This is a genomic window from Paenibacillus sp. BK720 (genome assembly GCF_011761545.1).
Lineage (GTDB): Bacteria > Bacillota > Bacilli > Paenibacillales > Paenibacillaceae > Pristimantibacillus.
The window spans coordinates 1,196,053-1,221,740 of the sequence record NZ_JAASRQ010000001.1; the positions used below are offsets into that span (position 1 = coordinate 1,196,053).

27 protein-coding genes are annotated in these 25,688 nt (G+C 50.5%); 23 read left to right on the forward strand and 4 right to left on the reverse strand.

Annotation, left to right across the window (positions count from 1 at the left end; all coding sequences use genetic code 11):
* Nucleotides 1-7: 7 nt before the first annotated feature.
* From FHT67_RS05305 to FHT67_RS05360, 12 genes are all read left to right on the forward strand, one after another.
* Nucleotides 8-856 (forward strand): MetQ/NlpA family ABC transporter substrate-binding protein, encoded by an 849-nt coding sequence (locus FHT67_RS05305; protein ID WP_167196237.1) that lies wholly within the window; start codon nucleotides 8-10, stop codon nucleotides 854-856.
* A gap of 181 nt (nucleotides 857-1,037) precedes the next feature.
* Entirely contained in the window at nucleotides 1,038-1,727 is a 690-nt protein-coding gene (locus FHT67_RS05310) for a DUF2953 domain-containing protein (RefSeq protein ID WP_132304612.1), read from the forward strand.
* A 130-nt stretch (nucleotides 1,728-1,857) separates the two neighbouring features.
* Nucleotides 1,858-2,331: a GerW family sporulation protein gene (gene ytfJ, locus FHT67_RS05315; RefSeq protein ID WP_132304614.1), complete on the forward strand. Its 474-nt coding sequence runs from the start codon at nucleotides 1,858-1,860 to the stop codon at nucleotides 2,329-2,331.
* 166 nt (nucleotides 2,332-2,497) lie between these two features.
* A complete protein-coding gene (locus FHT67_RS05320) occupies nucleotides 2,498-3,625 on the forward strand; it encodes a D-alanyl-D-alanine carboxypeptidase family protein (protein WP_481856683.1) in 1,128 nt (375 codons plus the stop codon).
* Between the two features lie 98 nt (nucleotides 3,626-3,723).
* Complete coding sequence (locus FHT67_RS05325; RefSeq protein ID WP_167196243.1) at nucleotides 3,724-4,422, forward strand: nucleoside recognition domain-containing protein; 699 nt, start codon at nucleotides 3,724-3,726, stop codon at nucleotides 4,420-4,422.
* Nucleotides 4,415-4,948, forward strand: coding sequence for a spore maturation protein (locus tag FHT67_RS05330; RefSeq protein ID WP_132304620.1), 534 nt, complete (start codon nucleotides 4,415-4,417; stop codon nucleotides 4,946-4,948). The genes FHT67_RS05325 and FHT67_RS05330 overlap by 8 nt, the downstream gene beginning before the upstream one ends.
* A gap of 55 nt (nucleotides 4,949-5,003) precedes the next feature.
* Nucleotides 5,004-5,747: a pseudouridine synthase gene (locus FHT67_RS05335; protein ID WP_132305304.1), complete on the forward strand. Its 744-nt coding sequence runs from the start codon at nucleotides 5,004-5,006 to the stop codon at nucleotides 5,745-5,747.
* A gap of 91 nt (nucleotides 5,748-5,838) precedes the next feature.
* Nucleotides 5,839-6,366, forward strand: a complete 528-nt coding sequence (locus tag FHT67_RS05340; protein WP_167196246.1) for a redoxin domain-containing protein — start codon at nucleotides 5,839-5,841, stop codon at nucleotides 6,364-6,366.
* Nucleotides 6,367-6,387: 21 nt separating this feature from the next.
* Complete coding sequence (resB, locus tag FHT67_RS05345) at nucleotides 6,388-8,055, forward strand: cytochrome c biogenesis protein ResB (RefSeq protein ID WP_132304624.1); 1,668 nt, start codon at nucleotides 6,388-6,390, stop codon at nucleotides 8,053-8,055.
* Nucleotides 8,052-9,311, forward strand: coding sequence for a cytochrome c biogenesis protein CcsA (ccsA, locus tag FHT67_RS05350; protein WP_132304626.1), 1,260 nt, complete (start codon nucleotides 8,052-8,054; stop codon nucleotides 9,309-9,311). The genes resB and ccsA overlap by 4 nt, the downstream gene beginning before the upstream one ends.
* Before the next feature lie 39 nt (nucleotides 9,312-9,350).
* Complete coding sequence (locus tag FHT67_RS05355) at nucleotides 9,351-10,067, forward strand: response regulator transcription factor (protein WP_015843966.1); 717 nt, start codon at nucleotides 9,351-9,353, stop codon at nucleotides 10,065-10,067.
* Nucleotides 10,067-11,527 carry an ATP-binding protein gene (locus tag FHT67_RS05360; protein WP_167196249.1) on the forward strand — a complete coding sequence of 487 codons (1,461 nt, stop codon included), beginning with the start codon at nucleotides 10,067-10,069 and terminating at the stop codon, nucleotides 11,525-11,527. Before FHT67_RS05355 ends, FHT67_RS05360 begins: the two co-directional genes overlap by 1 nt.
* A 220-nt stretch (nucleotides 11,528-11,747) precedes the next feature.
* Here the strand turns inward: FHT67_RS05360 and FHT67_RS05365 are convergent, their stop codons facing one another.
* On the reverse strand, nucleotides 11,748-13,046 hold the full coding sequence (locus tag FHT67_RS05365; protein WP_243866902.1) for a hypothetical protein: 1,299 nt from the start codon (nucleotides 13,044-13,046) through the stop codon (nucleotides 11,748-11,750).
* A 269-nt stretch (nucleotides 13,047-13,315) separates the two neighbouring features.
* Between FHT67_RS05365 and FHT67_RS05370 the strand changes: the two genes are divergently transcribed.
* Entirely contained in the window at nucleotides 13,316-14,653 is a 1,338-nt protein-coding gene (locus tag FHT67_RS05370) for an arsenic transporter (protein WP_132304630.1), read from the forward strand.
* A 200-nt stretch (nucleotides 14,654-14,853) separates the two neighbouring features.
* Here FHT67_RS05370 and serA read toward each other — a convergent pair whose 3' ends face one another.
* On the reverse strand, nucleotides 14,854-16,446 hold the full coding sequence (gene serA / locus FHT67_RS05375) for a phosphoglycerate dehydrogenase (RefSeq protein WP_132304632.1): 1,593 nt from the start codon (nucleotides 16,444-16,446) through the stop codon (nucleotides 14,854-14,856).
* Nucleotides 16,447-16,839: 393 nt separating this feature from the next.
* Here serA and FHT67_RS05380 point away from each other — a divergent pair, with 393 nt between their 5' ends.
* On the forward strand, nucleotides 16,840-17,163 hold the full coding sequence (locus FHT67_RS05380) for a rhodanese-like domain-containing protein (RefSeq protein WP_132305308.1): 324 nt from the start codon (nucleotides 16,840-16,842) through the stop codon (nucleotides 17,161-17,163).
* A gap of 11 nt (nucleotides 17,164-17,174) precedes the next feature.
* Here the strand turns inward: FHT67_RS05380 and FHT67_RS05385 are convergent, their stop codons facing one another.
* Nucleotides 17,175-18,080 carry a hypothetical protein gene (locus tag FHT67_RS05385; RefSeq protein ID WP_167196252.1) on the reverse strand — a complete coding sequence of 302 codons (906 nt, stop codon included), beginning with the start codon at nucleotides 18,078-18,080 and terminating at the stop codon, nucleotides 17,175-17,177.
* A gap of 105 nt (nucleotides 18,081-18,185) precedes the next feature.
* Between FHT67_RS05385 and FHT67_RS05390 the strand changes: the two genes are divergently transcribed.
* Nucleotides 18,186-18,788, forward strand: coding sequence for a CPBP family intramembrane glutamic endopeptidase (locus FHT67_RS05390; RefSeq protein WP_167196254.1), 603 nt, complete (start codon nucleotides 18,186-18,188; stop codon nucleotides 18,786-18,788).
* Nucleotides 18,785-19,018 carry a hypothetical protein gene (locus tag FHT67_RS05395; RefSeq protein WP_132304638.1) on the forward strand — a complete coding sequence of 78 codons (234 nt, stop codon included), beginning with the start codon at nucleotides 18,785-18,787 and terminating at the stop codon, nucleotides 19,016-19,018. The genes FHT67_RS05390 and FHT67_RS05395 overlap by 4 nt, the downstream gene beginning before the upstream one ends.
* Here the strand turns inward: FHT67_RS05395 and FHT67_RS05400 are convergent.
* Nucleotides 19,008-19,862, reverse strand: a complete 855-nt coding sequence (locus FHT67_RS05400) for a polysaccharide deacetylase family protein (protein WP_167196258.1) — start codon at nucleotides 19,860-19,862, stop codon at nucleotides 19,008-19,010. The two genes, FHT67_RS05395 and FHT67_RS05400, sit on opposite strands and share 11 nt — an antisense overlap.
* Before the next feature lie 166 nt (nucleotides 19,863-20,028).
* Between FHT67_RS05400 and FHT67_RS05405 the strand changes: the two genes are divergently transcribed.
* The 7 genes from FHT67_RS05405 to FHT67_RS05435 all read left to right on the forward strand — a co-directional run bounded on the left by FHT67_RS05405 (nucleotide 20,029) and on the right by FHT67_RS05435 (nucleotide 25,656).
* Nucleotides 20,029-20,358: a hypothetical protein gene (locus tag FHT67_RS05405; protein ID WP_167196261.1), complete on the forward strand. Its 330-nt coding sequence runs from the start codon at nucleotides 20,029-20,031 to the stop codon at nucleotides 20,356-20,358.
* A gap of 202 nt (nucleotides 20,359-20,560) precedes the next feature.
* The gene (locus FHT67_RS05410; RefSeq protein ID WP_132304644.1) at nucleotides 20,561-21,175 is read left to right on the forward strand and encodes a genetic competence negative regulator; all 615 of its coding nucleotides are present in this window, start codon (nucleotides 20,561-20,563) and stop codon (nucleotides 21,173-21,175) included.
* Between the two features lie 134 nt (nucleotides 21,176-21,309).
* The gene (locus FHT67_RS05415) at nucleotides 21,310-22,557 is read left to right on the forward strand and encodes a Glu/Leu/Phe/Val family dehydrogenase (protein ID WP_132304646.1); all 1,248 of its coding nucleotides are present in this window, start codon (nucleotides 21,310-21,312) and stop codon (nucleotides 22,555-22,557) included.
* Between the two features lie 46 nt (nucleotides 22,558-22,603).
* Nucleotides 22,604-23,302, forward strand: coding sequence for a glutamic-type intramembrane protease PrsW (gene prsW / locus FHT67_RS05420; protein ID WP_132304648.1), 699 nt, complete (start codon nucleotides 22,604-22,606; stop codon nucleotides 23,300-23,302).
* A 52-nt stretch (nucleotides 23,303-23,354) separates the two neighbouring features.
* Nucleotides 23,355-23,510, forward strand: coding sequence for a hypothetical protein (locus FHT67_RS05425; protein WP_015843979.1), 156 nt, complete (start codon nucleotides 23,355-23,357; stop codon nucleotides 23,508-23,510).
* Nucleotides 23,511-23,583: 73 nt separating this feature from the next.
* Nucleotides 23,584-24,942, forward strand: a complete 1,359-nt coding sequence (ypeB, locus tag FHT67_RS05430) for a germination protein YpeB (RefSeq protein WP_167196264.1) — start codon at nucleotides 23,584-23,586, stop codon at nucleotides 24,940-24,942.
* 60 nt (nucleotides 24,943-25,002) lie between these two features.
* Nucleotides 25,003-25,656 (forward strand): flagellar brake protein, encoded by a 654-nt coding sequence (locus FHT67_RS05435; protein ID WP_132304652.1) that lies wholly within the window; start codon nucleotides 25,003-25,005, stop codon nucleotides 25,654-25,656.
* The last annotated feature ends 32 nt before the right edge of the window (nucleotides 25,657-25,688 follow it).

Consider the following 25,688-nt stretch of genomic DNA (forward strand, 5'->3'; position numbering starts at 1 on the left):
AAGGGAAATGAAGAAATTTGGTTTTATCCTGCTTGCCCTTACGCTTGTCATTGCGTTATCCGCATGCGGCGCTAAGAAGGAAGAGAACAACGCGAACAATACTTCGGCAGGGAGCGGCGGCAACGAAGTAAAAGAAGTCACCTTGAAGGTTGGCGCAACGCCGGTGCCGCACGCGGAAATTCTTAATTTCATCAAGCCTGCCTTGAAGGAACAAGGCATTAACCTTGAAGTCATGGAATTCAACGACTATGTTCAGCCGAATACGCAATTGTACGAGAAAGAACTGGACGCAAACTTCTTCCAGCATACGCCGTACCTTGATCAATTCAACAAAGACAAGGGTTACGACCTTGTAAGCGTTGCGGGCGTTCACATTGAGCCAATGGGCGCTTATTCCAAAAAAATCAAAAGCCCGGATGAACTGAAAGACGGCGCAAAAGTGGTTATTCCAAACGACCCGACAAACGGAGGCCGTGCGCTCCAACTGCTTGCCGCTAACAATGTGATCAAGCTGAAAGACGGTGTAGGCGTATCCGCAACCGTACACGATATTACCGAAAATCCGAAAAACCTGAAAATTACGGAAGTAGAAGCAGCAACTCTTCCGCGCGTTTTGGGTGAAGTCGATCTTGCTTTGATCAACTCCAACTTCGCGCTTGAGGCGGATCTTGTACCTACGAAGGACGCAATCTTTATCGAAGGCAGCGACTCGCCTTACGTGAATATTCTGGTTGCCCGTCCGGACAACAAGGATTCCGACGCGATGAAGAAGCTGGCTGCGGCCCTGCAATCGCCGGATGTGAAGAAATTTATCGAAGACAAATACGAAGGCGCAATTGTTCCTGCGTTTAAATAATCCAGACCGCCAAAAAACCGTGCAGATTAATCTGTACGGTTTTTTTGTCTATCAATCTAGTAGATTACCGACTTCCCCGACTGTCCCTAAGGATCCTTGCATCCCGTTTTTTTGCATGAATTTCGCTAGCCAAGCCATACTACAAGTAACCTATTTTTCATAAAGCTGGAGGAAGCATGGAATGATCGGTTATCCGTATATTTGGGTACTCGCGGCCGGTCTCATTATTGTGCTTTTCCTTCTCATTGCCTTGGTATCGCCTGTCGTGATCCAAGGAGAGATGAGACGCGATGGGGAAAATGACGACATCGAGATCAATTTCAAAGCGCTCTTCGGATTACTGCGCTATAAGTTCAAGATTCGCTCAATTGATTTCAGCGGCAAAGCGATCCGTCTGCAAGAGCATTTAATGGGTACAAGCATTGGCATGAGCAGCAAGGACGAGAAGAAGGATGAAATCGACACTCACCGCGTAATGGCTGGAATCGAGAAATATAAGCGCGCCGCGGCATTGACGTACAACCTCTCTCATTGGGCAAAACAAACGCTGGCGAAGGTCAGGCTGGAGGAGTGGAAATGGACCAGTGCCGTAGGCACGGGTGATGCGATGTGGACGGCAATGGCTACGGGCGCGCTGTGGTCGGTAAAAACAACGACCTTGGGCGTGCTGTCCCAATTCGTGAAGCTGAGGGCCGAGCCGAGAGTGGATGTGCAGCCTGTATACGCGCAAGCTTGCTTCCGAACGGAATGGACCTGTATCGCCAAGATTGGACTAGGCAATGCCGTCATGGCCGGCTTGCACCTGCTTGTGCGCCTGAGGAATGCAAAAGAGGGCGTACAGGCTTGGAGAAACTTGCTTTTTAAGGCATAAACGCTTGTGTAATTTGAGGCTGCGGTCCGTTTCGTACATAGTCCGTACCTGGGATGAGCACAATACCAAAAGTGTAGGCGAGTCCTCATCCTTAACGCACAAACACAATTTAACTTCAGGAGGAGTCACAATGCCAGAACATCCGATTCAAGGCCTTATGCAGACCGCAATGGAAAATATCAAAGAGATGGTCGATGTCAACACGATCGTCGGAGATCCCGTTCAAACGCCGGACGGCAGCATCATTATGCCGATCTCCAAAGTTGGCTTCGGCTTCGTGGCGGGCGGCAGCGATATACGCTACGACGGTTCTGCCACGCATGATCACACTTCGTCGTCGGACGGCCATAACCATCATAATGCCGGAGCTGCGGGGCCGTTTGGCGGCGGCAGCGGCGGCGGCGTTTCGATTACCCCAATCGCATTTCTGGTCGTTGGTACGCATGGCGTGAAGATTGTGCCGCTTGACAACCAAACGCATCTGATGGAGCGCATCATCGATTCGGCTCCTGTCGTATTCGATAAAGTGCAGCATATGTTCAGGACATCAGCCGCCAAGCATGACCATGACTATATCACAGACGGTAACGACACCCTCATCTAGGGAAACTGCCCGCAAGGGCAGTTTTTCGTTTTGGGGCATGTCTTAATTTGCCCATTCCGAGCATATACTGTACAAGGTGAGGGCTGACGATAGGAAAGGAGCAGCGAAAGACGTGATAGGAAGACAGCTTCGCCGGATAGGAATCGCCTTAGGGGCAGCAAGTTTGATTTGGGGGACAAGCTTTACGGCATTCGTGCACGCGGCGCCGAATCCTTACCATACAAGCGCGAATGCTTCGGCGCTGGTTGATGTGAAATCGGGGAGAATTCTGTACAGCGAAAATGGAGACCAATCGATGCGGATTGCCAGTCTCACGAAAATCATGACCGCAATCGTCGCAATCGAGCACGGTAAGCTGTCGGATCAAGTGAAGACGAGCAGCAGAGCGGTAGGCAAAGAGGGCTCTTCCATTTATCTGCAGCTGGGGGAGGAAATGACCCTTCTCAATATGCTATACGGACTTATGCTGCGTTCGGGCAATGATGCGGCAACGGCAATCGCCGAGCATGTAGGGGGCTCGGAGGAAGGCTTTGTCCACCTCATGAACGAGAAAGCCGAGATGCTTGGTTTAACCCATACCCAATTCCAAAACCCGCATGGCCTTGATGTAGACGGACATTACTCATCTGCCAACGACCTTGCGAAACTGACGGCATACGCGCTTCGGAATCCGGTATTTGCCGAAATCGTGAGCACGAAGGTCAAAAGTGTTCCGAATCCTCATGAGAAATGGCAATACAGCTGGACCAACAAGAACAAAATGCTGGCTATGTACGAAGGTGCGGATGGCGTTAAGACCGGTTATACCAAAAAAGCGCTGCGCTGTCTGGTCAGCTCGGCGACGAAAAACGGTCAGCAGCTGGCTGCGGTTACATTGAACGACCGGGATGACTGGATCGATCACCGTCACATGCTGGATTGGGGCTTTAAGCATTATCCGCTGGTGGAAGTGGCAAGCAAGGGTCAGACGATTGCCGGATATCCGTTAGCGGTGGGGAATTCCTTCTATTATCCGCTAGCCGAAGAGGAACGGGGCAGTCTGCAGTCAAGGCTGGTCGTTCTTGATATGGCTACGATGAACTATAAGCTTGGGGAACGCGGTGCGCTTGAATGGTATTTGAACGGTCAGAAAATCGGATCCATTCCTGTTTACGATATCGGCAGTGCCAGAATGAGCTTGCCGGAACGCAAGCCGCAGTCGGATGCCGCATTGCTTCTCGATTACAAAAAAGCTTCCAGAGAGCATGAAAGCTTCATCCATTCGATAACTGCTGTTATCGGTGCACTATTTTGAAATACAGGCTTGTTTATTGCTTGTATTTCGCATGCGAAACGGATGCTCATCCTTAAGCAGCCGTTTACGCTTGGCTAATCGGGGGAGGTAAGCCAATTATGGTGAACTGGATATGGTTGTTTTTTATTGTTATAAGCGTGGCTGTGGCGGCTATGAACGGACGGATCGATGCGGTAACGCAGGCGGCGTTTGATGGCGCGAAATCCGGAGTTACCATCAGCTTCGGCCTCATTAGCATTATGGTATTCTGGCTGGGGATGATGCGGATTGCGGAGGATGCCGGAGTGCTCAGAAGGATGGCCAAGCTGTTAAGTCCCGTCGTGCGGTGGCTGTTCCCGGACGTTCCGGCCAATCACCCCGCAATGGGCTATATCATGAGCAATCTGAGCGCCAATCTGTTCGGCTTGGGAAATGCCGCCACTCCAATGGGGATTAAGGCGATGCAGGAGCTGCAAAAGCTTAATCCCGACCAAGAGACGGCAACGCCGGCGATGTGCACGCTGCTGGCGTTAAATACGTCCAGCATTACGCTTGTACCTACGACTTTAATTGCAATCCGGATGAATTACGGTTCCGCAAACCCTGCGGAAATCGTTGGCACCACTCTTGCGGCAACCTTTGTTGCGACGGGTGCCGCTATTCTCGCGGACCGATGGTACCGGAGGAGGTCAGGGCCGCCTCCGGCGAATAAATTGACCTCGGGTCACGCATCCGGCAAGGCATTGCCGGCTCATACCGCAATGGATCCTCCAGTGTCGGCCGTCTCAACGGTAAAGGGAGGTGGCGATTTTGTTTGAGTTGTTTACCCGCGTTTCGGCTTGGCTTATTCCCGCCATTATCGTATTTATACCTTTATATGCGGCATTTCGGAAAGTCCCTGTATACGAAACTTTTATTGAAGGCGCAAAAGACGGCTTTGGCACTGCGATTAACATCATTCCCTCGCTGGTTGGCATGATGGTGGCGATCAGTATGTTCCGCGCCTCCGGTGCGATGGATATGATGCTTGGCGCGGTGCGCCCCTTGTTTGATTGGCTTAGCATTCCGACGGAAGTGCTGCCGCTTGGCATACTGCGGCCGCTTACTGGAGCGGGATCGCTTGCATTTACGGCCGATCTTATTGCCACGCATGGGCCGGATTCCATGATTGGCCGTATTGCGTCAACGATTCAAGGCAGCACGGATACTACGCTGTACGTGCTGACGGTATATTTTGGCGCGGTGGGTATCCGCAAGACCAAATATGCGCTTAAAGTAGGCTTATTCTCGGATTTAGTCGGATTTTTGGCTGCAATCATGATCTGCATGTACATATTCAAGTAGCCCGCGCTTGTGCTTTCTCTTCCATATCGTTATGATGGAGGTTGAGGTGAAAGCATTGGAACGTTTACAGAAAATATTAGCGCAAGCGGGCGTCGCATCCCGTCGAAAATGCGAAGAGCTTATTCTGGCCGGTGCCGTAGAGGTCAACGGCGAGAAAGTGACCACGCTTGGGGTAAAAGCGGATCCGGCATCGGATGAAATTACGGTGAACGGCAAGCCGATCCGCAGTGAGAAAAAGATCTATTTGATGCTGAATAAGCCAAGAGGTGTCATCACAAGCGCCAAGGATCCGCAAGGGCGCAAAGTGGTGGCTGATTTTTTGCCCGGCATTAGAGAGCGCGTGTATCCGGTCGGTCGGTTGGACTACGATACGGAAGGGCTGCTGCTTCTTACGAATGACGGGGAGTTCGCCAATCTGCTCACGCATCCGAGCCATCACGTGCCCAAGACCTATTACGCAACCGTAAAAGGCGTACCGCACGGATCGCTTCTCGATCAGCTGAAGAAGGGCGTTATGCTGGAGGACGGCATGACCGCGCCAGCGGAGGTCGAATACCAGGATATCGACGAAGAAAAAAATATGTCGACGATCCGCATTACCATTTACGAAGGACGCAACCGGCAGGTGCGCCGCATGTTTGATGCGATCAAGCATCCGGTGCTGAAGCTGAGACGCGTGAAATTCGGCGAGCTTGGACTGCGCACGCTGGCGAGAGGACAGTTCAGACACCTTACTCCGGTTGAGGTTAAGGAGCTTCGGGACCAGGCGCGCAAGACACATAAAGTTCATAAAAAGTAAACGGCGGCAGCGGTTATTGCCGCCCATTTTTCGTTATAATGAGTGTATTATTAGCTGACATCAATGGTGAAATGTAGGTGATGGGACGGGAATGGGCAAGTATCGAAAAACGGTGCAAGTTGTCATTCTGCTGGCCGTGCTTGTTGTAGGCGGATATGCCATAGGCAATACCCTATTCGCCGCTAAGGACGAGGGCATTCCGAAAATCGGGGAACAGCCGCCTGATTTTACGCTGTCCGATTTGCATGGCAATACGCACAATCTTTCCGATTATAAAGGCAAGGCCGTTGTCATTAACTTCTGGGGGAGCTTCTGCCCGCCTTGCGTGAAGGAGATGCCGGAGTTCGAGCGCCAGTTCGAGAAATGGAAGGACTCGGGTCTCGAGGTGCTTGCGATTAATCTGAGCGAAGATACGCTTACGGTTAACAATTTCGTTCGCAGATTTGACCTGAGTTATCCGATATTGCGCGACGTGAACCGAAAGACGGAGCGGAAATACGGGCTGGAATCTTACCCGACAACCTTTTTTGTCAAGCCGGACGGGACCATTCTGGATGTATTTGTAGGCGGGATGAGCGAGCAGGACATCGATTCCCGCGTAGACAAACTGCTGCAGTAAAGCTGACTAGGAGGTTTCACGGTGTTATCGCTACATAACACGAAATGCGAATGCGGGCATCAGAATGCGGTTGGAACGGTCTTGTGCGAGAGCTGCGGCAAGCCGCTTATGGAAGACGTCGAGAGCGATGCCCCTCTTGAAATGCGTTACGACGGCGTTGCGCGCCGGTCGCAGAAGAGTAATCCGAATCCGATAGATAAAATTTGGAATTTCTTCTCTTCCGTCAAAATCGCCGTCTACTTAATCGTCATTACGCTGGTAACGGCTATGTTTGGCACGATCTACCCGCAGGAAGGGTCTTTCCTGAACAATTTCAAGCCTTCCGTCTATTACGAGGAAACCTACGGGCTGCCCGGCAAGATTTATTATAAGCTAGGCTTGTCTCATACATACGATTCTTGGTGGTTTATTACGCTGCTGGTTATGATCGGCACGTCATTGGTCATTTGCAGTCTCGACCGCGTGCTGCCGCTGTATAGAGCTTTAAGCAAGCAGCAAATCCGCAAGCACCTGCACTTTATTAGGAGGCAGAAGGCGGTATACAACGGTCAGGTCGAAGGCGACGCGGAGGAATGGGTCAAGCAGTTCTCCGCGCATTTGAGGAAAAAACGCTACAAGATACACACGGACGGTACGGCCATGCTTGCCGAGAAGAACCGGTTCAGCCGCTGGGGTCCGTATATTAATCACATCGGTCTCATCCTGTTCCTGCTGGCTATTCTTGCCCGGAGTCTCCCGGGCTGGCAAATGGACAGTTACGTAAGCGTTCCGGACGGCGATACGGTACAGATCGAGGGAACGAACTATTTCGTGAAAAACGAGAAGTTCACCGTCGAATATTACACGGACGACGAGCTTCCGCCGGAGCTCAAAGGAACGATCCGTGCAAAGCGATACGAGACAAAGGCTGTATTATACAAGTGCACGGACAATTGCGGAGACCATGCAGAGGGAGAGCCTGTTCTGAAGCAAGTAAAGGAACAGGATATTCTCGTGAATCATCCGCTCAAGTACGACGGTCTAAAGCTCTATCAATTCGACTATGACGTAACGCCTAAGCTAAAGAGCGTAAGTCCCGTCCTCGTGAATAAGGAAACGGGCGAATCTTACGGACCGTTTGAGCTGCCGATGAAGGATGCGCCGCTGGATTATTCGCTTGGACCTTACAAAATGAAGCTGGCCGCCAATTATATGGAATTCGGCATCGGGGAAGACGGGGAGCCCGTTACGCTCAGCCGCGATCCGAATGCGCCTGCTTTTATCTTCTTGATTACGGGTCCCGGCTTGCCGGAGAAAGGCCAGCCTTATATCTATTTCCCGATGCAAAAGGACAAAGAAAAGTTTGATCAGGACAAGCTTAATGCTTCCATTTCGGACAAACTGGAAATCAAGGTAAACGGCATGGAAAATGTTCATTTCGCCGAGGCTTCCACCTATTTGAACGTCCGCAAAGACAAGGCTTTAACTTATGTCTGGTATGGCGCCGCGATTTCGATGCTTGGCCTGCTGCTCGGCTCTTATTGGCAGCACCGGCGGATCTGGCTTCGCGTTGACGACGGCAAGCTGTCGCTTGGCGCTCATACTAACAAAAACTGGTACGGCATGAGAGCAGACGTGGCTTACGCGCTCCGGAAATCCGGAATTGACGTAGATCCGAAGTCGCTCGATAACGGAGGGAATAACGCGTGAGTTATGTCGATTTCAGCAGCGATGCCTTCATCGCCGCCTTCTTCCTGTATTGCTTTGCATTCCTATTCTATGTGGTAACGATTGCAGGGAAAAAGTGGAGCAATCGTGATCCAATCAAGCATGAACAGCGCTGGTCGCGAATCTCGTTCGTTACCTCGACGCTTGGCCTTATAGCTCATCTGACCTTCTTCTTTACGCGTTGGATCGGAAGCGGCCAAATCCCGACAAGCAACATGTACGAGTTCATTACCTTCCTTGGCATGGCTATAATGATCGCGTTTACAATCGTATATGCGATCTACCGCAAGCCGCTGCTCGGAATGTTCGCTCTGCCGCTTGTTGTCCTGGTTGTTGCCTACGCATCCGTCTTCCCGCAGGAAGTGCAGCCGCTTATTCCGGCGCTAAGCTCGATCTGGCTGAAAGTCCACGTAACGACGGCGGCGCTTGGCGAAGCCTTCTTCGCTGTAGGATTTGCGGCCGGTCTGATGTACCTGCTCCGCGTGGTGGATTTCAAGCAGACCTCAAAGGAAGCTAAGCGGGATCAGTTTTGGGTAGAATTCTCTTTATATACGATTGTCCTTGTAATAGGCTTCATTGCGATCGTGTTTATTTTCAGAGGGGCTGGATACGAGGCGAAGTTTACTCAAGAAAACGTGACCATCGACAGCAAAGGCGTGGATCATTCCTCGACCGATACGGCGGAATATACGCTGCCCCCAATCGTGAAGCCTTATAACAGCAAGGCTGAACATATGGATTCCTTCCTCGGCATGGACAAGCCGCTGTTTGAGGCGCCAAGCTGGATGAACGGCGTTAACGCCGGGCGCAAGCTGAATACGGTTATCTGGTCGGTAATTGCGGGCTCGATTCTTTACGGCCTTATTCGTCTCTTGTTCCGCAAACGGATCGGAGCGGTTATTCATCCGCTTATGGAAGATATTGATCCGGACGATCTCGACGAGATCAGCTACCGGGCAATCGCAATCGGCTTCCCTGTCTTTACGCTAGGCGCGCTTATTTTCGCCATGATTTGGGCGAATATTGCCTGGGGCCGCTTCTGGGGCTGGGATCCGAAGGAAGTCTGGGCGCTTATCTCCTGGCTGTATTACAGTGCTTATCTGCACTTCCGTTTATCGCGCGGCTGGCAGGGCAAACGCTCTTCTTGGCTTGCGGTTATCGGCTTTGTCGTTATTCTATTCACACTGGTTGGGGTTAACCTTGTCATCGCTGGTTTACACTCCTACGCAGGCGTATAATAAGTCTAATGAAATTTGTTTTGAAAGGAGCAACACCGCATGTCCGACTATGCAAGCCGTATTCTTGTGGTAGACGACGAGGAACGGATTCGTCGTTTGCTGAAAATGTATTTGGAGAAGGAAGGCTATTTAATCGATGAAGCGGAAGACGGTGAGACGGCGCTTCGGCTCGCTACTGTAACCGATTATGCGCTTATTCTGCTCGATGTCATGCTTCCTGGCATTGACGGCGTGGAGGTGTGCTCCCGTTTGCGGCAAGTAAAGGCAACGCCGGTTATTATGCTGACAGCCAAAGGGGAAGAGATGAACCGGGTGCAAGGATTTGAAGTTGGCGCCGACGACTATGTCGTGAAGCCGTTTAGTCCTCGCGAGGTCATCTACCGGGTGAAGGCGATTTTGCGCCGATCGTCAGCGACGGCCTTTTTGACCAAAGAAGTAAATTCGAGCAATAACATCGTATTTCCTCATCTGGTTATCGAGCATGATGCGCACCGCGTATCGGCCGGTGGACAAGAAGTAAGCTTAACGCCTAAGGAATATGAATTGCTTCATTACTTGGCCGTATCGCCGGACAAAGTATTTTCGCGGGAAGAGCTGCTGAAGGATGTCTGGAATTATGAGTTCTTCGGCGATCTTCGGACCGTAGATACGCATGTGAAGCGCCTACGCGAGAAGCTGAACAAAGTATCGCCCGACGCGGCTTCGATGATTACCACGGTATGGGGCGTGGGATACAAGCTCGAGGTGCCGAAGTAATGAGGCTGCTGAAGCGCTGGGGGCATTTCGCCCTGCATACCGTTGTAGGGAAGCTATGGTGGACGATTATGTTTCTCGTCGCCCTTGTCCTTGTGATTCTCGGGACGTTCCTGCTTCAGTATATCGATATTGCTTTTAAAGACTCCCAGCATCAGATCAAGGTGCTGTTTATCGTGGTAGCCATTCTTGGCTTTCTGCTATCTACTTTCTTCGCTTTCTTCTTGTCGTCGAGGATTCAACAGCCTTTGCTTCAGTTGAAGAGAGCGGCGGATTCCATCGCCGGAGGCAATTATAAGACGAGGGTACAAATCCGGTCCTCGGACGAGATTGGGGATCTGGCCAAAACCTTTAACCATATGACCGAGCAGTTAGGTACGCTGATCGATGATTTGAATCACGAAAAGGAGCATCTTTCCAGCATCCTGAGGAGTATGGGGGATTCCGTTATCACGTTCGACGCCGATGGGGAGGTCATTCTGACGAACCCGCCGGGTCATATGCTGGTAAGCCGGTGGTCCGATCTGGAGATGGACATGGATTGGGAAGCGGAAGAAGCCCCGCCGTTCCTCAGCGTTCCAGGACCTCTTCGAGACACGTTTGAGCGCGTTATGCAGTCCGGACGCGACTGTACGAATAAAGTACAGGTTCTTAACAATGCATGGTCCGTTGTCATGGCCCCTCTGCAAAATGACGGGGTTGTCCGCGGGGCGGTTGCCGTTATCCGGAATGTGACGGAGGAGCATAAACTCGAGAAGCTGCGCAGGGATTTTGTCGCGAATGTCTCGCACGAAATTCGGACACCACTCTCCATGCTGCAGGGCTACAGCGAAGCGCTGCTCGATGATATCGTTGCTTCGCCGGAAGAGAGGAAAGAGCTCGTCCAGGTTATCTACGATGAGTCGCTTCGGATGGGCAGACTGGTCAACGACTTTCTGGACATGGCCCGGATGGAAGCCGGTCATGTGGAGCTCAGTCTCCAGGAATTCGATCTGCGCAATGTCATCCGCCGGGTTCACCGAAAGTTCCAGGTGTATGCAAAAGAGCGGGACGTCAGCTTGATTGCGGATCTCCCGGATACACCACTTGCCGTACGAGAAGCGGATGAAGACCGTATCGAGCAGGTACTGACGAATCTGATGGATAATGCGCTTCGTCATACGCCGGCGGGCAAATCCATTAAGATTGCCGGTCAGCTGGCGACGATCAACAACCTGAAGTTCGTTAAGCTGATTGTAGCGGATGAAGGACAAGGTATTCCAAGCGAGGATGTGCCTTATATCTTCGAACGGTTCTACAAAGCCGACAAGGCCCGCAAACGCGGTGCCTCGGGCGGAACTGGACTGGGACTAGCTATCGTCAAAAACATTATTACGCAGCATAACGGCCGCATTGAGGTCGACAGCGTCCTTGGAAAAGGCACGACGTTCACCTTGCTGCTGCCTGTCGAATCGAATCAATAGATGTCAATACGCTCCCTTCGGGGAGCGTTTTTTTGTTGAATGAGGGGGATTAATCTTGTTGTTCGTGGAACATGGCGTGGTTTTTGTTGTTTCGCGGCGGATTGCTTGGTACGCATCGGGCAATGGACGCGAGAAAGGCGGGCACTGCGCTCCGGGAAGAGCGTTCCCCCCTCACCCCTCGCGAGCCCCTTGGCCGTGCGCGCTTCGCGCCACGCCATGCTTAAGAAATGTGCGGCATGACAACAAAGCCGATTGCACTTCTTTTTTTAAGAACGGCTATCAATTGATCCTTCATGGTTTCGGGACAGATCAGCTGAATGACAACTTCGCTTTTGCGGTTGGAAGCCAGTCTTAGTTTGTTCTTATTAACCGCTAACTCGATGGCCAGTCCAATCACGAAGCCCGTAATTAACCCAATCAGTCCCCAGATCACCGGCCCCCAGCGCCATATAAAACCATAGATCGTTCCCAGCACCATAAAGACGGTGCCGCCTACCATAGCTCCGTCGAGAATACTTCTGCCGTCGACCCGATGAATCGAGTCGATGACATTCGTATGCGGATCAAGGTTTTCTAAGGGCAGTGCAAAAATACTCTCGGATGGTATGCCTAGTTTCTCTAAATCATGGATAGCCATTTCCACAAATGGCGAGTGCTCAAAGGTAGCGATGATCTTCACTATATTGTTATCCAAGACCCTTAATTGTCCCAAATTTTCAGCCCTCGTTCTTAAGTACCGTATTTGCTCGATGTCGAACAAAATATTATTCTCGTTCACAGACGCAAAAGCCTGATAAAGCGCGAACACATACATCGAAGGAAGGAAAAGAAACCATTGCCAGTCGATTAAGTCGGCCATGCTCTTGAAATCGCCAAGAAACGAATAAAGCCAGGCGCGGACGGCCATAGCCTTGTAACAGACGAATATCCACCATGCTAAAACAAACGTGCCCACAACCGTACTGCCGCTATAAAGCTGTCCTAATCCCGGGGACAAGGCAGACCAAACCAGTCCAGCCCACGGATGCTTTTTATCCAGGATTACAATATCGAAAAAGCTTACGCCCGATGGCGTAACCGGAGCATCTTCTATCTCCGAAAGGGTATGGCTCTTGTTATTCTCAACCGCGCAGCGGTAACTGTCCCATATGCTGTAGGCAAACACGGCCACATAGAGTAAAAGCCAATTCTGGTTTAACTGAGCCTTAGCCTCATCGAAACGTCCTTGAAAGGAAAGGGCGATGCCCATGTTGAGGTTCGCCTTGTTGTTGACGACCAGCTCCCAAACGATCAATACAAAACCATGCAGGTATTTTCCTAGAAACATATGCCCGAACCCGGGAAATGCGATTGACCACCAGGCCGCAACCCAAGGGGGGCGGGGATAGACCGAATTAATTCCGAAGACGGAAATATGCCCTTTGGAATAGCGAGGTTTGATGCTGGCGGACTGGAATCTCTGATGTGGCATCGATAATCTTCTCCTGAGCTTTTGGTCGTCTTTTTCTAACCTTTCCAATCACCGCCTATTTTATCTGCAGTAAGACAAAAAAGTGTGCATACCCGGTAAATATCATTAGGGGGTATCTATCAATTACAGATAGGAGATGGTTTTCATAGAGTTAGGGTGATAGACCAGTACGAGCTATTTGTCAGGTACATATAAATACAGTATATCGTTACTTATAACCAATTCAGTTGAGGGGAGTGCATCTATGAAATTAAAAAAAGCTAGACTTCTAGATTAATAAAGAAATGAGTGAGTTGAGCATGAAGAGAGGTTAGAGCATGAATGATTTAATGACGATCATTACCATTTGTACTTTCTTCCTTACGATCGGCTTTATATTCTGGAAACCCAATATTAATGAAGCGATTCCGGCATCCGTGGGAGCGATAATCGTACTTTTAACCGGAACCGTATCCTTGGCCAACCTCGGTGAGATCACGGAAACGATCAGCGGAGCGGCCATAACGATTATCGCAACGATCGTGATGGCTATCGTGTTAGAAAGCTTTGGTTTTTTTCAATGGGCTGCCGAGCTTTTGGTTCGGAAAGCAAGAGGGTCGGGCATCCGGTTATTTTGGCTGACGAGCCTGTTTTGCTTCCTAATGACGATGTTCGTAAACAATGACGGCAGTATTCTCATTACAACTCCGATTTTATTAATGCTGCTGAAAAGCATGGGACTGAAAAACCATCAAAAGATTCCTTATTTAATATCCGGCGCGCTTATCGCGACAGCATCCAGTGCTCCGATCGGAGTCAGCAATATTGTCAATCTTATCGCGCTTAAAATCGTTCATATGGATCTCTATATGCATACCGCCATGATGTTTGTTCCAGCTTCCCTTGGCCTCGTATTGCTTACGGTTCTCCTCTTTCTCCTTTTCTACCGTACCCTTCCGAAAAAACTGCCTCCAGTTGCACCGTGGGGCTTAAAGCCAGGCGGCCATCCGCTCCAAGGAGAGTCCGCTGAAGTAAAAGTAAGAAGCAACAAATTCATGCGCAATGTGCTGATCTTCGTTTTTTGCGTGCGAGCCAGCCTGTTTGTTGCGTCCTATATTCATTTTCCGGTATCTTTGATGGCGGTTATCGGTTCCGCTTGTCTGCTCGCTTGGCGATGGATTTATCTGAAGATTCCTCCTGTAGACATGATAAAGAAAACCCCATGGTATATACTCGTGTTCGCGTTTGGTATGTATGTCATCATCTATGGCCTGCGCAATCTTGGACTTACGGAATGGCTTATTCATTTCCTGCAGCCGCTTGTCGCCGGCAGTCTGGTGCATGCCAGTGTCCTGATGGGATTGCTGCTGACGGTCCTGTCCAACCTGTTCAACAATCACCCGGCCTTAATGGTAGGAACATTAACGTTAACGAATATGGGACTTGATCCGCTTACGCTCAAGATCTCTTATCTTGCAAGCGTGATCGGCAGCGATATGGGTTCGCTTCTGCTTCCGATCGGTACGCTCGCCACCATTATGTGGATGCACATCCTTAGAAAAGGCGGCGTGAAAATAAGCTGGGGGCAGTACTTGAAGGTTACGATAGTCGTCATACCGATTACCGTTATCGTGACGTTAATTTTACTAAGCTACTGGGTATCTTGGTTGTTCTGATAGGAGAGTGGCCTAAGAACCCGGCGGTAAATAAAAAATGACCTTCGCGAAGGAAGGTCGCATCATGCACATCATCAGTTTATGAGAGCCATTTGCCGTAAGCTTGGGTTTTTAGGACGCCCGGGTCCCATTTAGCAAAAAGGGCATATAAAAACGCCGGACATCAGCTGGTTGCAGCAAGATGTCCGGCGTTATTTCTATTAGAACAAGGTAATTTCTTTCGCTGTGTTCAGGTCAGGCAGGCTAGTCAATTGCTCAAGGATGTCTTTGCCCGCGTTTTTATCTACCGTCAGAACCATGATCGCGGAACCGCCAACCAGCTGACGGCCTACTTGCATCGTAGCAATGTTCACGTCGTTGTTGCCAAGAAGCGTACCGACGCGGCCGATGATGCCCGGTTTGTCGTTATGCGAGATCAGGATCAGATTGCCTTCCGGCGTAACGTCAACAGGGAACTTATCGATTTGAACGACGCGCTCGCCATAACCGGTAAGCAGAGTGCCAGCTACGATACGCTCTTCTTGTTTCGTGCGGAGCGATACCGTTACCAGGTTCGTAAAGTCTTTGGAAGCCTGGGATTTTTGCTGTACGATATTGAGGTCGCGAACTTTGGCAAGATGCATCGAGTTAACGACGTTTACTTGGTCGGAACCGAGATGATGCGAAAGCACGCCTTTTACAATGTAACGAGTCAGCGGCTGAGTATCAACCTCCGCAAGCTCGCCGGAGTAACGTACGGTAATTTCCTGTACGGCACCTTCCGTAATTTGCGCAACCAGGCTGCCAAGTTTCTCGCCGAGCGAGTAGTACGGCTGCAGCTTGCTTTGCAGGTTAGCCGGGATTGGAGGCATGTTAACCGCATTGCTGAACGGCTCATTGCGCAGGATGTGCAGGACTTGCTCCGAAACGTCGATTGCAACGTTCTCTTGAGCTTCAACGGTGGAAGCGCCAAGATGCGGAGTAACGATGATTTTAGGATGCTTCAGGAATGGATGATCCTCGGTAGGAGGTTCCACCTCGAATACGTCGAATGCCGCTCCGGCTACGATGCCGGCATCAATCGCGTCAACAAGGGCGAGCTCGTCGATAATGCCGCCGCGCGCGCAGTTGATGATACGCATGCCAGGCTTCATGACTTCGAATTGCTTCTTGCCGATCATATGACGGGTTTCCGGAGTAAGCGGAGTATGAACGGTCATGAAATCGGCGTTGCGAACGATTTCGTCAACCGTAGCCAGCTTAACGCCAAGCTTCTCGGCACGCTCTTCCGTCATGAACGGGTCGTAGCCCATGATTTCCATGCCAAATGCTTTTGCGCGTTTTGCAACTTCGCTGCCGATACGGCCCATGCCAAGAACACCCAGGGTTTTGTTGCGAAGCTCAACGCCAAGGAACGATTTACGGTCCCAAACGCCGCCAACGGTTTTCAGGTAGGCTTGCGGAATGTGACGGGCAACCGCCATCATCATCGCGAAAGTATGCTCGCAAGTCGTAATCGTGTTGCCGTCCGGCGCATTGATAACGATAATACCGCGCTGGGTTGCTGCTTCCAAATCGATATTGTCTACGCCTACGCCGGCGCGGCCCACAACTTTAAGCTGCTTGCCGGCTTCCATAATGCGCGGCGTTACGCGCGTTTGGCTGCGCACGAGCAGGGCGTCGTATTCGCCGATAATGCTCACCAATTCGTCTTCGCTTAGTCCGGGCTTTTTGTCGACTGCTACATCATCTGCGTCTACAAGCTGTTGAATGCCCAGATCACTGATGGGATCCGATACTAACACTTTAAACATATGTAGATTGCCTCCTAAAATTTTTGTGAAGTGCCGACATAAGGAGCAAACAGGGGTCTGCCCGATATGTCGGCACTTCACGTCCATTTGTATTCTGATCGTTTTGTTGCTAAAACAAAAAACCTCGTCCCGGCACAGTAACGAGAGCGAGCCGGACGAGAGGTTCGTCTTAATTGCGGGCAATCGTAAATGGCAGCTGTTGTCTCCGATGTGTGAAAAAATGCACGATTTATATCAATGCGAAACGTGATTAAACCGATATGGACAACCGTTATTATTTTATAGCATGGTGGTGGACAAATGCAATGTATAAACTTGATCAAATGTGAAATTTTCGTTATGATTCAAAGCATTGCAAGAGATAATAACAGGTCAGGGGAGAGATAGGCATTGATGGAGTGGAAGGAATTGGATCCGGAGCTGCTGCTGCAGATGCTTGCGGACAGGCAGATTGAGCCGGAGCAAATCATCGACGTGCGCGAAACATTTGAATGGGAATATTATCATTTGGAATCATCCCGGTTAATCCCCATGAATACGATCCCCTACAGTCTCGGAACCATTTCGGATGACAAACCGTTATATATAGTATGCGCGCATGGGGTGCGCAGTGCGGCCGTTTGCAATTATTTAGAAGAACAAGGCTACGGCAACCTCCACAATGTTACCGGCGGAATGGCTGCCATAGCCTCGTTGCAAGGGTTTCAATATGATTAAAGAAGCTTAAGTTAAGAGAAGAACGGAAGCTGTGGCAGAAGATCTTTATTGTAGAGCTTCGAGCGGTTCTCGGTGAAGTCGCCGCTGCGGACGGCCTCCGTATCAATCAACAGGTCCGCAATGGCGGACACCGTCTTCAAATTCAGCTTCGCGGGTTGGCCGGAAGCGATAAAATCGTCGATGCGGCTTGTCAGATCCTGCGGATAATATTCAGTGAACTGCTGACGCGAAGCCAGCTGATCTGCCATCAGCTTGTTTTTTACGATAAGGGGCAGGCTTGACCAGCTGTTGATTTGGATAACCTTAGGCGTTGTATAATTAGCAGGGATGTTCGGCTCAACGGTTGCCCCCCATTTCATCATGGCGGCGTAATAGGCCTGTTGAGCGGCCAATGCCTGCTTCACCGCAAGCTGGTAGGATCCCAGTTGCTTAATGCTGCTTTGAAGCTTCGAAGCATCCGTTGATTTCGCGCTTGCGGCCGCCGCTTTCGCCGCCTTTTCGAATTGCTCCAGGCTTCGGATATAATTCGTTTGGGCCTCTCCGAGAAGAGGAGACTTCTGCATATCGAAAGAGGAAGCCGCGGTTCTTTTCGAGTGAGCGAGCTCCGCTAAATGTTTTAGAGCGGATGAGGCGCTGCCGCCTTGGCCCTTCGCAAAGTCGTCCATCGCGTCATTCCATTCGGATTGAAATTCACGGTAAGACAAAAATACGGTATGATAGAAAGAGACAAGATCCTGCTGCTGATAGGGGCTGCTGGTTTGAACCGCTGCCGCCTGCAATTCTTTCATTTCGTACTTGGTTTCCGTTTTGGACGTTCCAAGCTTTACGCCGTAGAAGAATGCACCAACCGCGCAGACGAGCATAAAGACAAACCCCAAACTAAATATCATTGCGGAACGAGGTAAACGTTTCTCCATCACAAATCTCCTTCTATGTATTAGATATGCCGTCGTTTGTGCCCTATCAGTATAGGTGAAATGATCATAAAAGGAAATATGACCTTCTTAGACAGGCGGGAAGCTATGAAAAAATTCGATCTCCGTAATATCCGCGTTCGCCAACTATCCGTCGACGAGATTGACGACCGCATGCTGCTCGTAAATCTTTACGTAACGCAAGCAATTACTATTGTTATCGGTTTGGTTTGGGCATTATTTCAGCGTTCCAATCCATTTCTGTTATTACAATTGCCTGACAGCCCGGTTTTCTTATGGTGGGGACTGGGATTGGGCGCCGCGGTAATCGCGGTTGACCTGCTCATCTCCAGATGGGTACCGGAGGAAGCAACCGATGACGGCGGTATCAATGAACGCATTTTCCGCAACAGGCCGGTGTGGCACATTGCCGTTATCTCATTGGTTGTCGCCGTTTGCGAGGAGCTGTTGTTCCGGGGGGCTGTGCAGCACTCTTTTGGTCCTTATTGGACAAGCATTATTTTTGCAGCCATCCATGTGCGTTATTTGAGGCACTGGATTCCAACCGGTCTTGTCTTTTCGATCAGTTATGGGCTAGGCTGGATTTATATTCAGTCCGGCAGCTTATGGGCGCCGATTGTTGCGCATTTCCTGGTGGATTTCATTATGGGGCTGATTATCCGTTTTAGGAGGGAGCAAACAGAGCAGTGATGAGCAGAGTGGAGAAATTCGGTAGCTCAAGAGGAAGAAGACAACATGAACAGGCGGCAGTTCAGCCTGGCATCGCGACCGACACGAATGCAGAGGCGCTGCCGCCTAGACGCAAAGTACACCCTTCCAGTACTTATAAAGTGACCAAATGGTATTATAATGTATTATTTTTATTATTCGTTTGTCTGGTGGCAGGGCTGTTCTGGTATGGCGTCCGGTTTACGGACTGACCTGAATCGTCTCGGGGTCGATAAAGGAATACCCCTTTTCCTCGAGCTTTGCGAGCAAGCCGTCAAGCGCGGCAGCCGTCCATTTTAATTCATGCATCAGAATATTGGCTCCGGGATGAAGCTGCTCCAGCACATTGCCGATTACTTTGTCCGGATCGCCGGGAGCCTTCTGCTCCCAATCGAGCGAACCATTCGACCACGTCATGAACAGCATGCCGTGGTTTTTTGCCGCGGCCTTCACCGTATCTCCGCCGGACCCGTACGGGGGCCGGAAGAATAGCGGTTCTTTTCCGATTAAAGCTTTTACTTCTCTTTGAACATCCGCAATCTGCGACTCCACTTTGGCGGGCTCCTCTTTCTTCAGATCGATGTGATCCCAGGAATGGTTGCCGACGGACTGGCCGCGGTCGGCGATGAGTTTTAATAATTCGGGATGCTGCTTCACTCGATAGCCGTTTACGAAAAATATCGCCTTCGCCTTGTGCTTGTCCAAGGTATCGAGCAGGCTGTTTATGACCTCTTCGTTATGGGGAGCATCGTCAAAGGTAAGCAAAACGGCTTTTTTGGATGTTACGGTCTCATCGATGGGGACAAACCGGTAGGCGCTGGTCATTGTATACAAAGGAGTTTTGACCTTGGGCGCAGGGCTTGTCTCTGCCGCAGGAGTTGGCGTATGCATCGGGCTTGCCGGGGTTGGCGATGCCTGCTCGTCAACGGCTGCCGTGCCAGCGGAAGGCAGGGCATTCGCTTCTCCGGCAGTCGTGTTGGACGGCGAACCGCAAGAGGTCAATAGGGATGCAAGGGCAAAAACGGCATAAATCGTATTCAGCGCTGCTTTCTTCATTGTTTTCCCGCCTTGTTGTCAATTGTTGGTTAGCTTAAGACCATTTTACCATAACGATAACCGACTATGCCGTTTCCCGCCTCGCTTCCTTAATTTGTGGTGGATGCCACAGGTTATGAGGGAGAAAATATATGTTGCAACTATCCCCGAAGGAGGTAACGAAGCCATGAGAATCGGCGGGTTTATGTTAGGCGCCGTCGCAGGAATTGCGGCAGCCGTATACGTATCACGCAAAAGACCAGGAATGGCGGCCTGGGCATCCAGCTCGCTTGCGAGCGCATGCTCATCCATTGGCAGAAGTGCCGCATCGATGATGATGAAGCGAGGAATGACGAAAGCAATGGCGGCCGCCGATAAGGCCCCAAAGCATTCAGACGATACCGCCGCAAAGCACGGAGGAGGCTGGGAGCAGGTTGAACAGCTGATCAACAGCGATCCCGGACTTAAGGAGCAGGCGAGCCAGATCATGGCGGAATCGTCTTTCAAACCGCATTAAATGAAGCAGTTTTTTGGAATCGGTTGATGTACGCGCTTCAAGCCTAGCGCTGCTCAAGCGATTCTTTTTTTGCCTATTTTAGGTGCAATCCGGGGACAGACATGTTAAAGTAATACATAGTACGATTTGATCATTTTGATCACATCTTGCTAATAATTTCATACGCTGTTTACAACAGATGCTGCAGAGGAGGGATCCTGTCATGAAAATCGAACGGCTTAGTCAGGACAAGATACGGATTTTCCTGACGTTCGACGACCTGCTCGAGCGTGGGATCCAGAAGGAGGACATGTGGCGCGAAATTCCCAAAGTACACGATCTATTCAGTGAAATGATGGAACAAGCATACAGTGAACTTGGTTTCGATGCCAGCGGCCCTCTTGCGGTCGAAGTGTTTGCACTCCCCGCCCAAGGTATGGTGGTGATAGTCACCCGTGGCAAGATGAACGGTCTATCCGATGAACGGTCAACCGATGACGAAGACACGGAAGACGAGATATACGAGATGGAAGTTACGATGGAGCAGAGCGATATCGTGATGTATTCATTCCGGGATTTTGAGGATGTCATTAATGTATGCAAACAGCTCCAGGCTGCTTCGCTTACGGAGGATGGACGGTTGTACTCCTACAACGGAAAATGGATCCTGGCCCTTGAACCGGCTTTGATCGAAACGGCGCGTCATAACGCTGTTATCGCGCTGCTTGCCGAATACGGAGAAGCGACATCCGTTACCTACGCGATGCTGGAGGAGTACGGCAAGGTAATTATGCCATCTCAAGCTGTCCGGGAAATTTGCACTCATTTCTATAATTGAGCAGCACATGAATGTGGAGCATCGGCAGACCCTACCGTCTGCAGGTGCTCTTCTTGCATGTTCTGGACCCCTTTTGGAATATCGTGATGTATACACGCTCATATTACAAGTAGACAAAGGCGGGTGAACTTGAAATGATGGCGGATAAGAACGATGTGCTCAAATCAACACAGGTAGTAATCGAAGAAGCCCTATTGAAGCTTGGCTATAAAGAAGATATGATTGAACTCTTGAAGGAACCTATGCGTATCTTGAGCGTCAGGATCCCCGTCAAGATGGATGACGGGAAGACGAAGGTGTTTACCGGTTACCGGGCTCAGCATAACGATGCGGTTGGTCCAACTAAAGGCGGAGTCCGCTTCCATCCGGCCGTAACGGAGAATGAGGTAAAGGCGTTATCCATCTGGATGAGCTTGAAATGCGGAATCGCCGACCTGCCGTACGGCGGAGGAAAAGGCGGAGTGATCTGCGATCCCAGAAAAATGTCTTTTGGGGAGCTCGAGCGGCTCAGCCGCGGGTATGTCCGCGCCGTAAGCCAGATTGTGGGTCCCACGAAAGACATTCCGGCTCCGGATGTCATGACCAATTCGCAAATTATGGCATGGATGCTGGATGAGTACAGCCGGATTAGGGAGTTCGATTCTCCCGGCTTCATTACCGGCAAGCCAATTGTGCTCGGCGGCTCCAGAGGACGGGAAACGGCTACGGCTCGCGGCGTTGTCATTATGATTCATGAGGCGCTGGCCCTTAAGGGAATCGAGCTGAATAAGGCAAGAATTGTCATTCAAGGCTTCGGCAATGCCGGAAGTTACCTTGCCAAATTCATGCATGAGGCCGGTGCGCGCGTAATTGGTATATCCGATGTGAACGGAGCGTTGTATAATGAAGATGGATTAGATATTCCTTACTTGCTCGACAGGAGAGATTCCTTCGGCAACGTAACGAATCTGTTTCCGCAGACGATATCCAACAGCGATCTGCTCGAGCTGGAATGCGACGTGCTTGTTCCGGCCGCCATCGAGAACCAGATTACGGAGGAGAACGCTCCGCGTATCAAGGCGACTATTGTTGTGGAAGCGGCCAATGGTCCAACAACCCTCGAAGCGACAAGGATTTTAACCGAACGGGGCATTCTTCTTGTTCCGGATGTTCTGGCAAGCGCCGGAGGGGTTATCGTGTCCTATTTCGAATGGGTCCAGAACAATCAAGGCTTCTACTGGGATGAACAAGAAGTGGATGACCGGCTGCGCGTCATGATGATCCGCGGCTTTAACCAAGTATATGAGATTCACAAATCAAGAAACGTAAACATGCGGCTTGCCGCCTATATGGCAGGCGTACGCAAAATGGCAGAGGCGGTGCGTTATCGCGGCTGGGTATAACCGGCGGCTGCGCAGCCGCCGGATGCCTGGGAGGTGAAACATCGAATTGCTATTGTTTTCTGTGCTGACTGCCGCGGTGGCCCCGGGTATATCGCTGCTTACGTATTTGTATCTGAAGGACCGTTATGACGCAGAGCCGATTCATATGGTCGTTCGCATGTTTCTGCTCGGCGTCCTCATCGTCGTGCCGATCGTAGTCATTCAACGCGGGCTGCAGCTATGGTTCGGCGACCATCAGCCCATGCTGTTCTCTTTTGTAGAGTCGGCCGGCATTGAGGAATTTCTGAAATGGTTCGTGCTCTATCATATGATTTACAACCACACCGAGTTCGACGAGCCGTATGACGGGATTGTCTATGCGGCATCGATCTCGCTTGGCTTTGCAACGCTGGAAAACGTATTGTACGCGGTTTACTCGCCTTCCACGTTCGGAACCTTGCTCATGCGCGCGCTATTGCCCGTTTCCGGGCATGCGCTGTTTGGCGTCATGATGGGGTATTACGTCGGCAAGGCGAAGTTTGCTACTTCTTCCAAACGTAACGTATATTTGGCGATTTCGTTATGTCTGCCGTTGCTGCTTCACGGAACATACGACTATATCATGATTTCGTTCAAGACCAATTGGATTTACGTGATCATCCCGTTTATGGTGGCCTTGTGGGTATGGGGACTCCGCAAAATGAACCGTGCCAATTCACGCTCGCCGTTCCGCTTCATCAGCCGTGAAGACGAGGTTAAACTGTAAGTCTTTCGTCAATACTGATTAGTAATATTTGTTAAAATGACGGAGGCAAGGAATGGAACCGAGAGTTAAGGTAACAATCCGGTGCAACGTATGCGGCGAGAAGTTTGTTCTTCGCGGCAAGCGGGAAAAAGGGATGATCGACACCGGCTTCAAGCAATGTATTTGCAATAACACAAACGACCTCGATATCGAGGAACACAGCATTTGACACAGATGCATAAAGCTCCCTTCCGCAAACCAAACTAACGCTAGGTTTTGCAGAAGAAAGGAGCTTTTTTGTTATGTATAAACGTCTAAGCGCGGTGTTGTTCCCCATCATGACGCTTTTCTTAATTGGCTCAGTGTACTGGGGCTACCAAGAGCACCAAGAGAAAAACTCGATTCTTATAAAGGCCGAAAACCAGTACCAACGCGCTTTCCATGATCTCACCTATCATGTCGAGCAGCTGCATCAGCAGCTAGGCAATACGCTGGCTGTCAACTCCACTTCCCAAAGCTACCACCGCAAAGGGCTCGTGAACGTGTGGCGTCTGACAAGTCAGGCGCAGAACGAAATCAACCAGCTTCCTTTGACGATGCTGCCTTTCAACGAAGCGGAAGATTTCCTGTCCCACATCTCCAATTTCGCTTACAAAACCTCCGTCAGGGATTTGACTAAGCAGCCTTTGTCCCAAGACGAGTTCAAGACGCTGAAAACCTTGTATGCCAAGTCCGAGGATATTTCGAAGGATTTATACAAGATGCAGGAGAAGGTGCTGAGCGATCATCTGCGCTGGATGGATGTCGAGGTTGCTCTCGCCAAGCAGAACTCGCCGAATGACAATACGATTATAGACGGTTTCAAAACGGTAGACAAAAAAGTTAGCGAGTACCCTGAGATTAACTGGGGTCCTTCGGTCGCAAGCATGTACCAGAAGCGCACTATCAACATGTTGAGCGGCAGCATGGTTACGGCTGAAGACGTGAAGAAGCGAGTAGAGGAATTCCTCGGCAGGAAGCCGGCGGAAATCCGCGTGGTAGAAAACGGCAAAGGCACGGAGTATTCTTCTTACTCCGCTACGGTGACCGATCCGAAGTCGGGCCAGAAGCTGCAGATGGATTTTACGCAAAGAGGCGGAAAGCTGATCTGGTTTATGGATTCCCGCGATATCGGCGAGAAAAGGATCAGTCAGAGAGAGGCGCAAGCTTCGGCCGAGCAGTTCTTGAATGACCATGGCTTTAAAGGCATGAGGGCGGTGAGCTACAATATGTTCGATAATACAGGCGCCTTCACTTTTGTCAGCACGCAAAACGGCGTGCTTATCTATCCGGAGAAGCTGACGGTTAAGGTAGCGCTGGATAACGGGGAAGCGGTCGGTCTTCAGGCTAACGACTACGTGTATGAACAGCATAAGCGCAGCATTCCGAAAGCAAAGCTGACTAAAGCAGAAGCGCGCAAAGCGCTTAACCCGGAATTCAAGGTGGCAAACGATCAGATGGCCCTGATCGTGAACGAAATGGGCGAAGAAACTTTATGTTACGAATTTACGGGCAGCATTAACGGCAGCGATTACCGAATTTACATCAATGCGGAGAACGGTGTCGAAGAATCGATTGAGGAGCTGTCACCGCTCGACAAACGGACAAGTTCCGGCAAATAACGATATGGCTCCCCTCATATTGACGTGTTATAATAAACACCAATATGGGAGGGGAGCCAATTGTTGCCTAGAGTAAACCAAATGTTGTTTTTCGAGATCGCATCAGCTGACGAAGAAGAGGCAGCTGCCCAATACAAAGCCAGAATTGCGGATGAGCTGGAAGACGGTTTGCTTATCGAGAATCCGCTCAATATAAATTCGGGCCGGATGAAACGGCTTTTTTTAGGGGACGAGCTGTCGGTTCATTACGTATCCGACGAAGGCATAAAGCATTATTTCGACTCGCATGTCATTGGCTTCCGGGATGACGTCGTAAAGCTGATCAAGATCCGAAAGCCGGATCCAGAACGGATTACGAAGATCCAGCGCCGGCATTTCCTTCGCGTGTCAGCCGATCTTGAAATCGCGGTAAATTTGTCGGGCAATGTCCGTTTCGTCACCGTTACCGATGACGTGGGCGGTGGGGGGATTTCCTTCATTTGCGACGGGAAATGGCCGATTGCTTCCGGTATGGAAATGGACTGCTGGCTGTTGATTCCCTACAAGAACGGAACGCTTGAGCATGCTTCCTTCAAGGCGGAGGTGGTGCGGGTTGTCGATCTCGCAACGGGACGCAAGCAGGTCATGAGCAAATTTATTGCCATCAGCGACAGCGAACGACAAAAAATTATCAGATTCTGCTTCGAGAGACAGCTGGAATTCCGCGGAAGATAAGGCTGCATAAGATAGTCTCCGGTTACGCATCC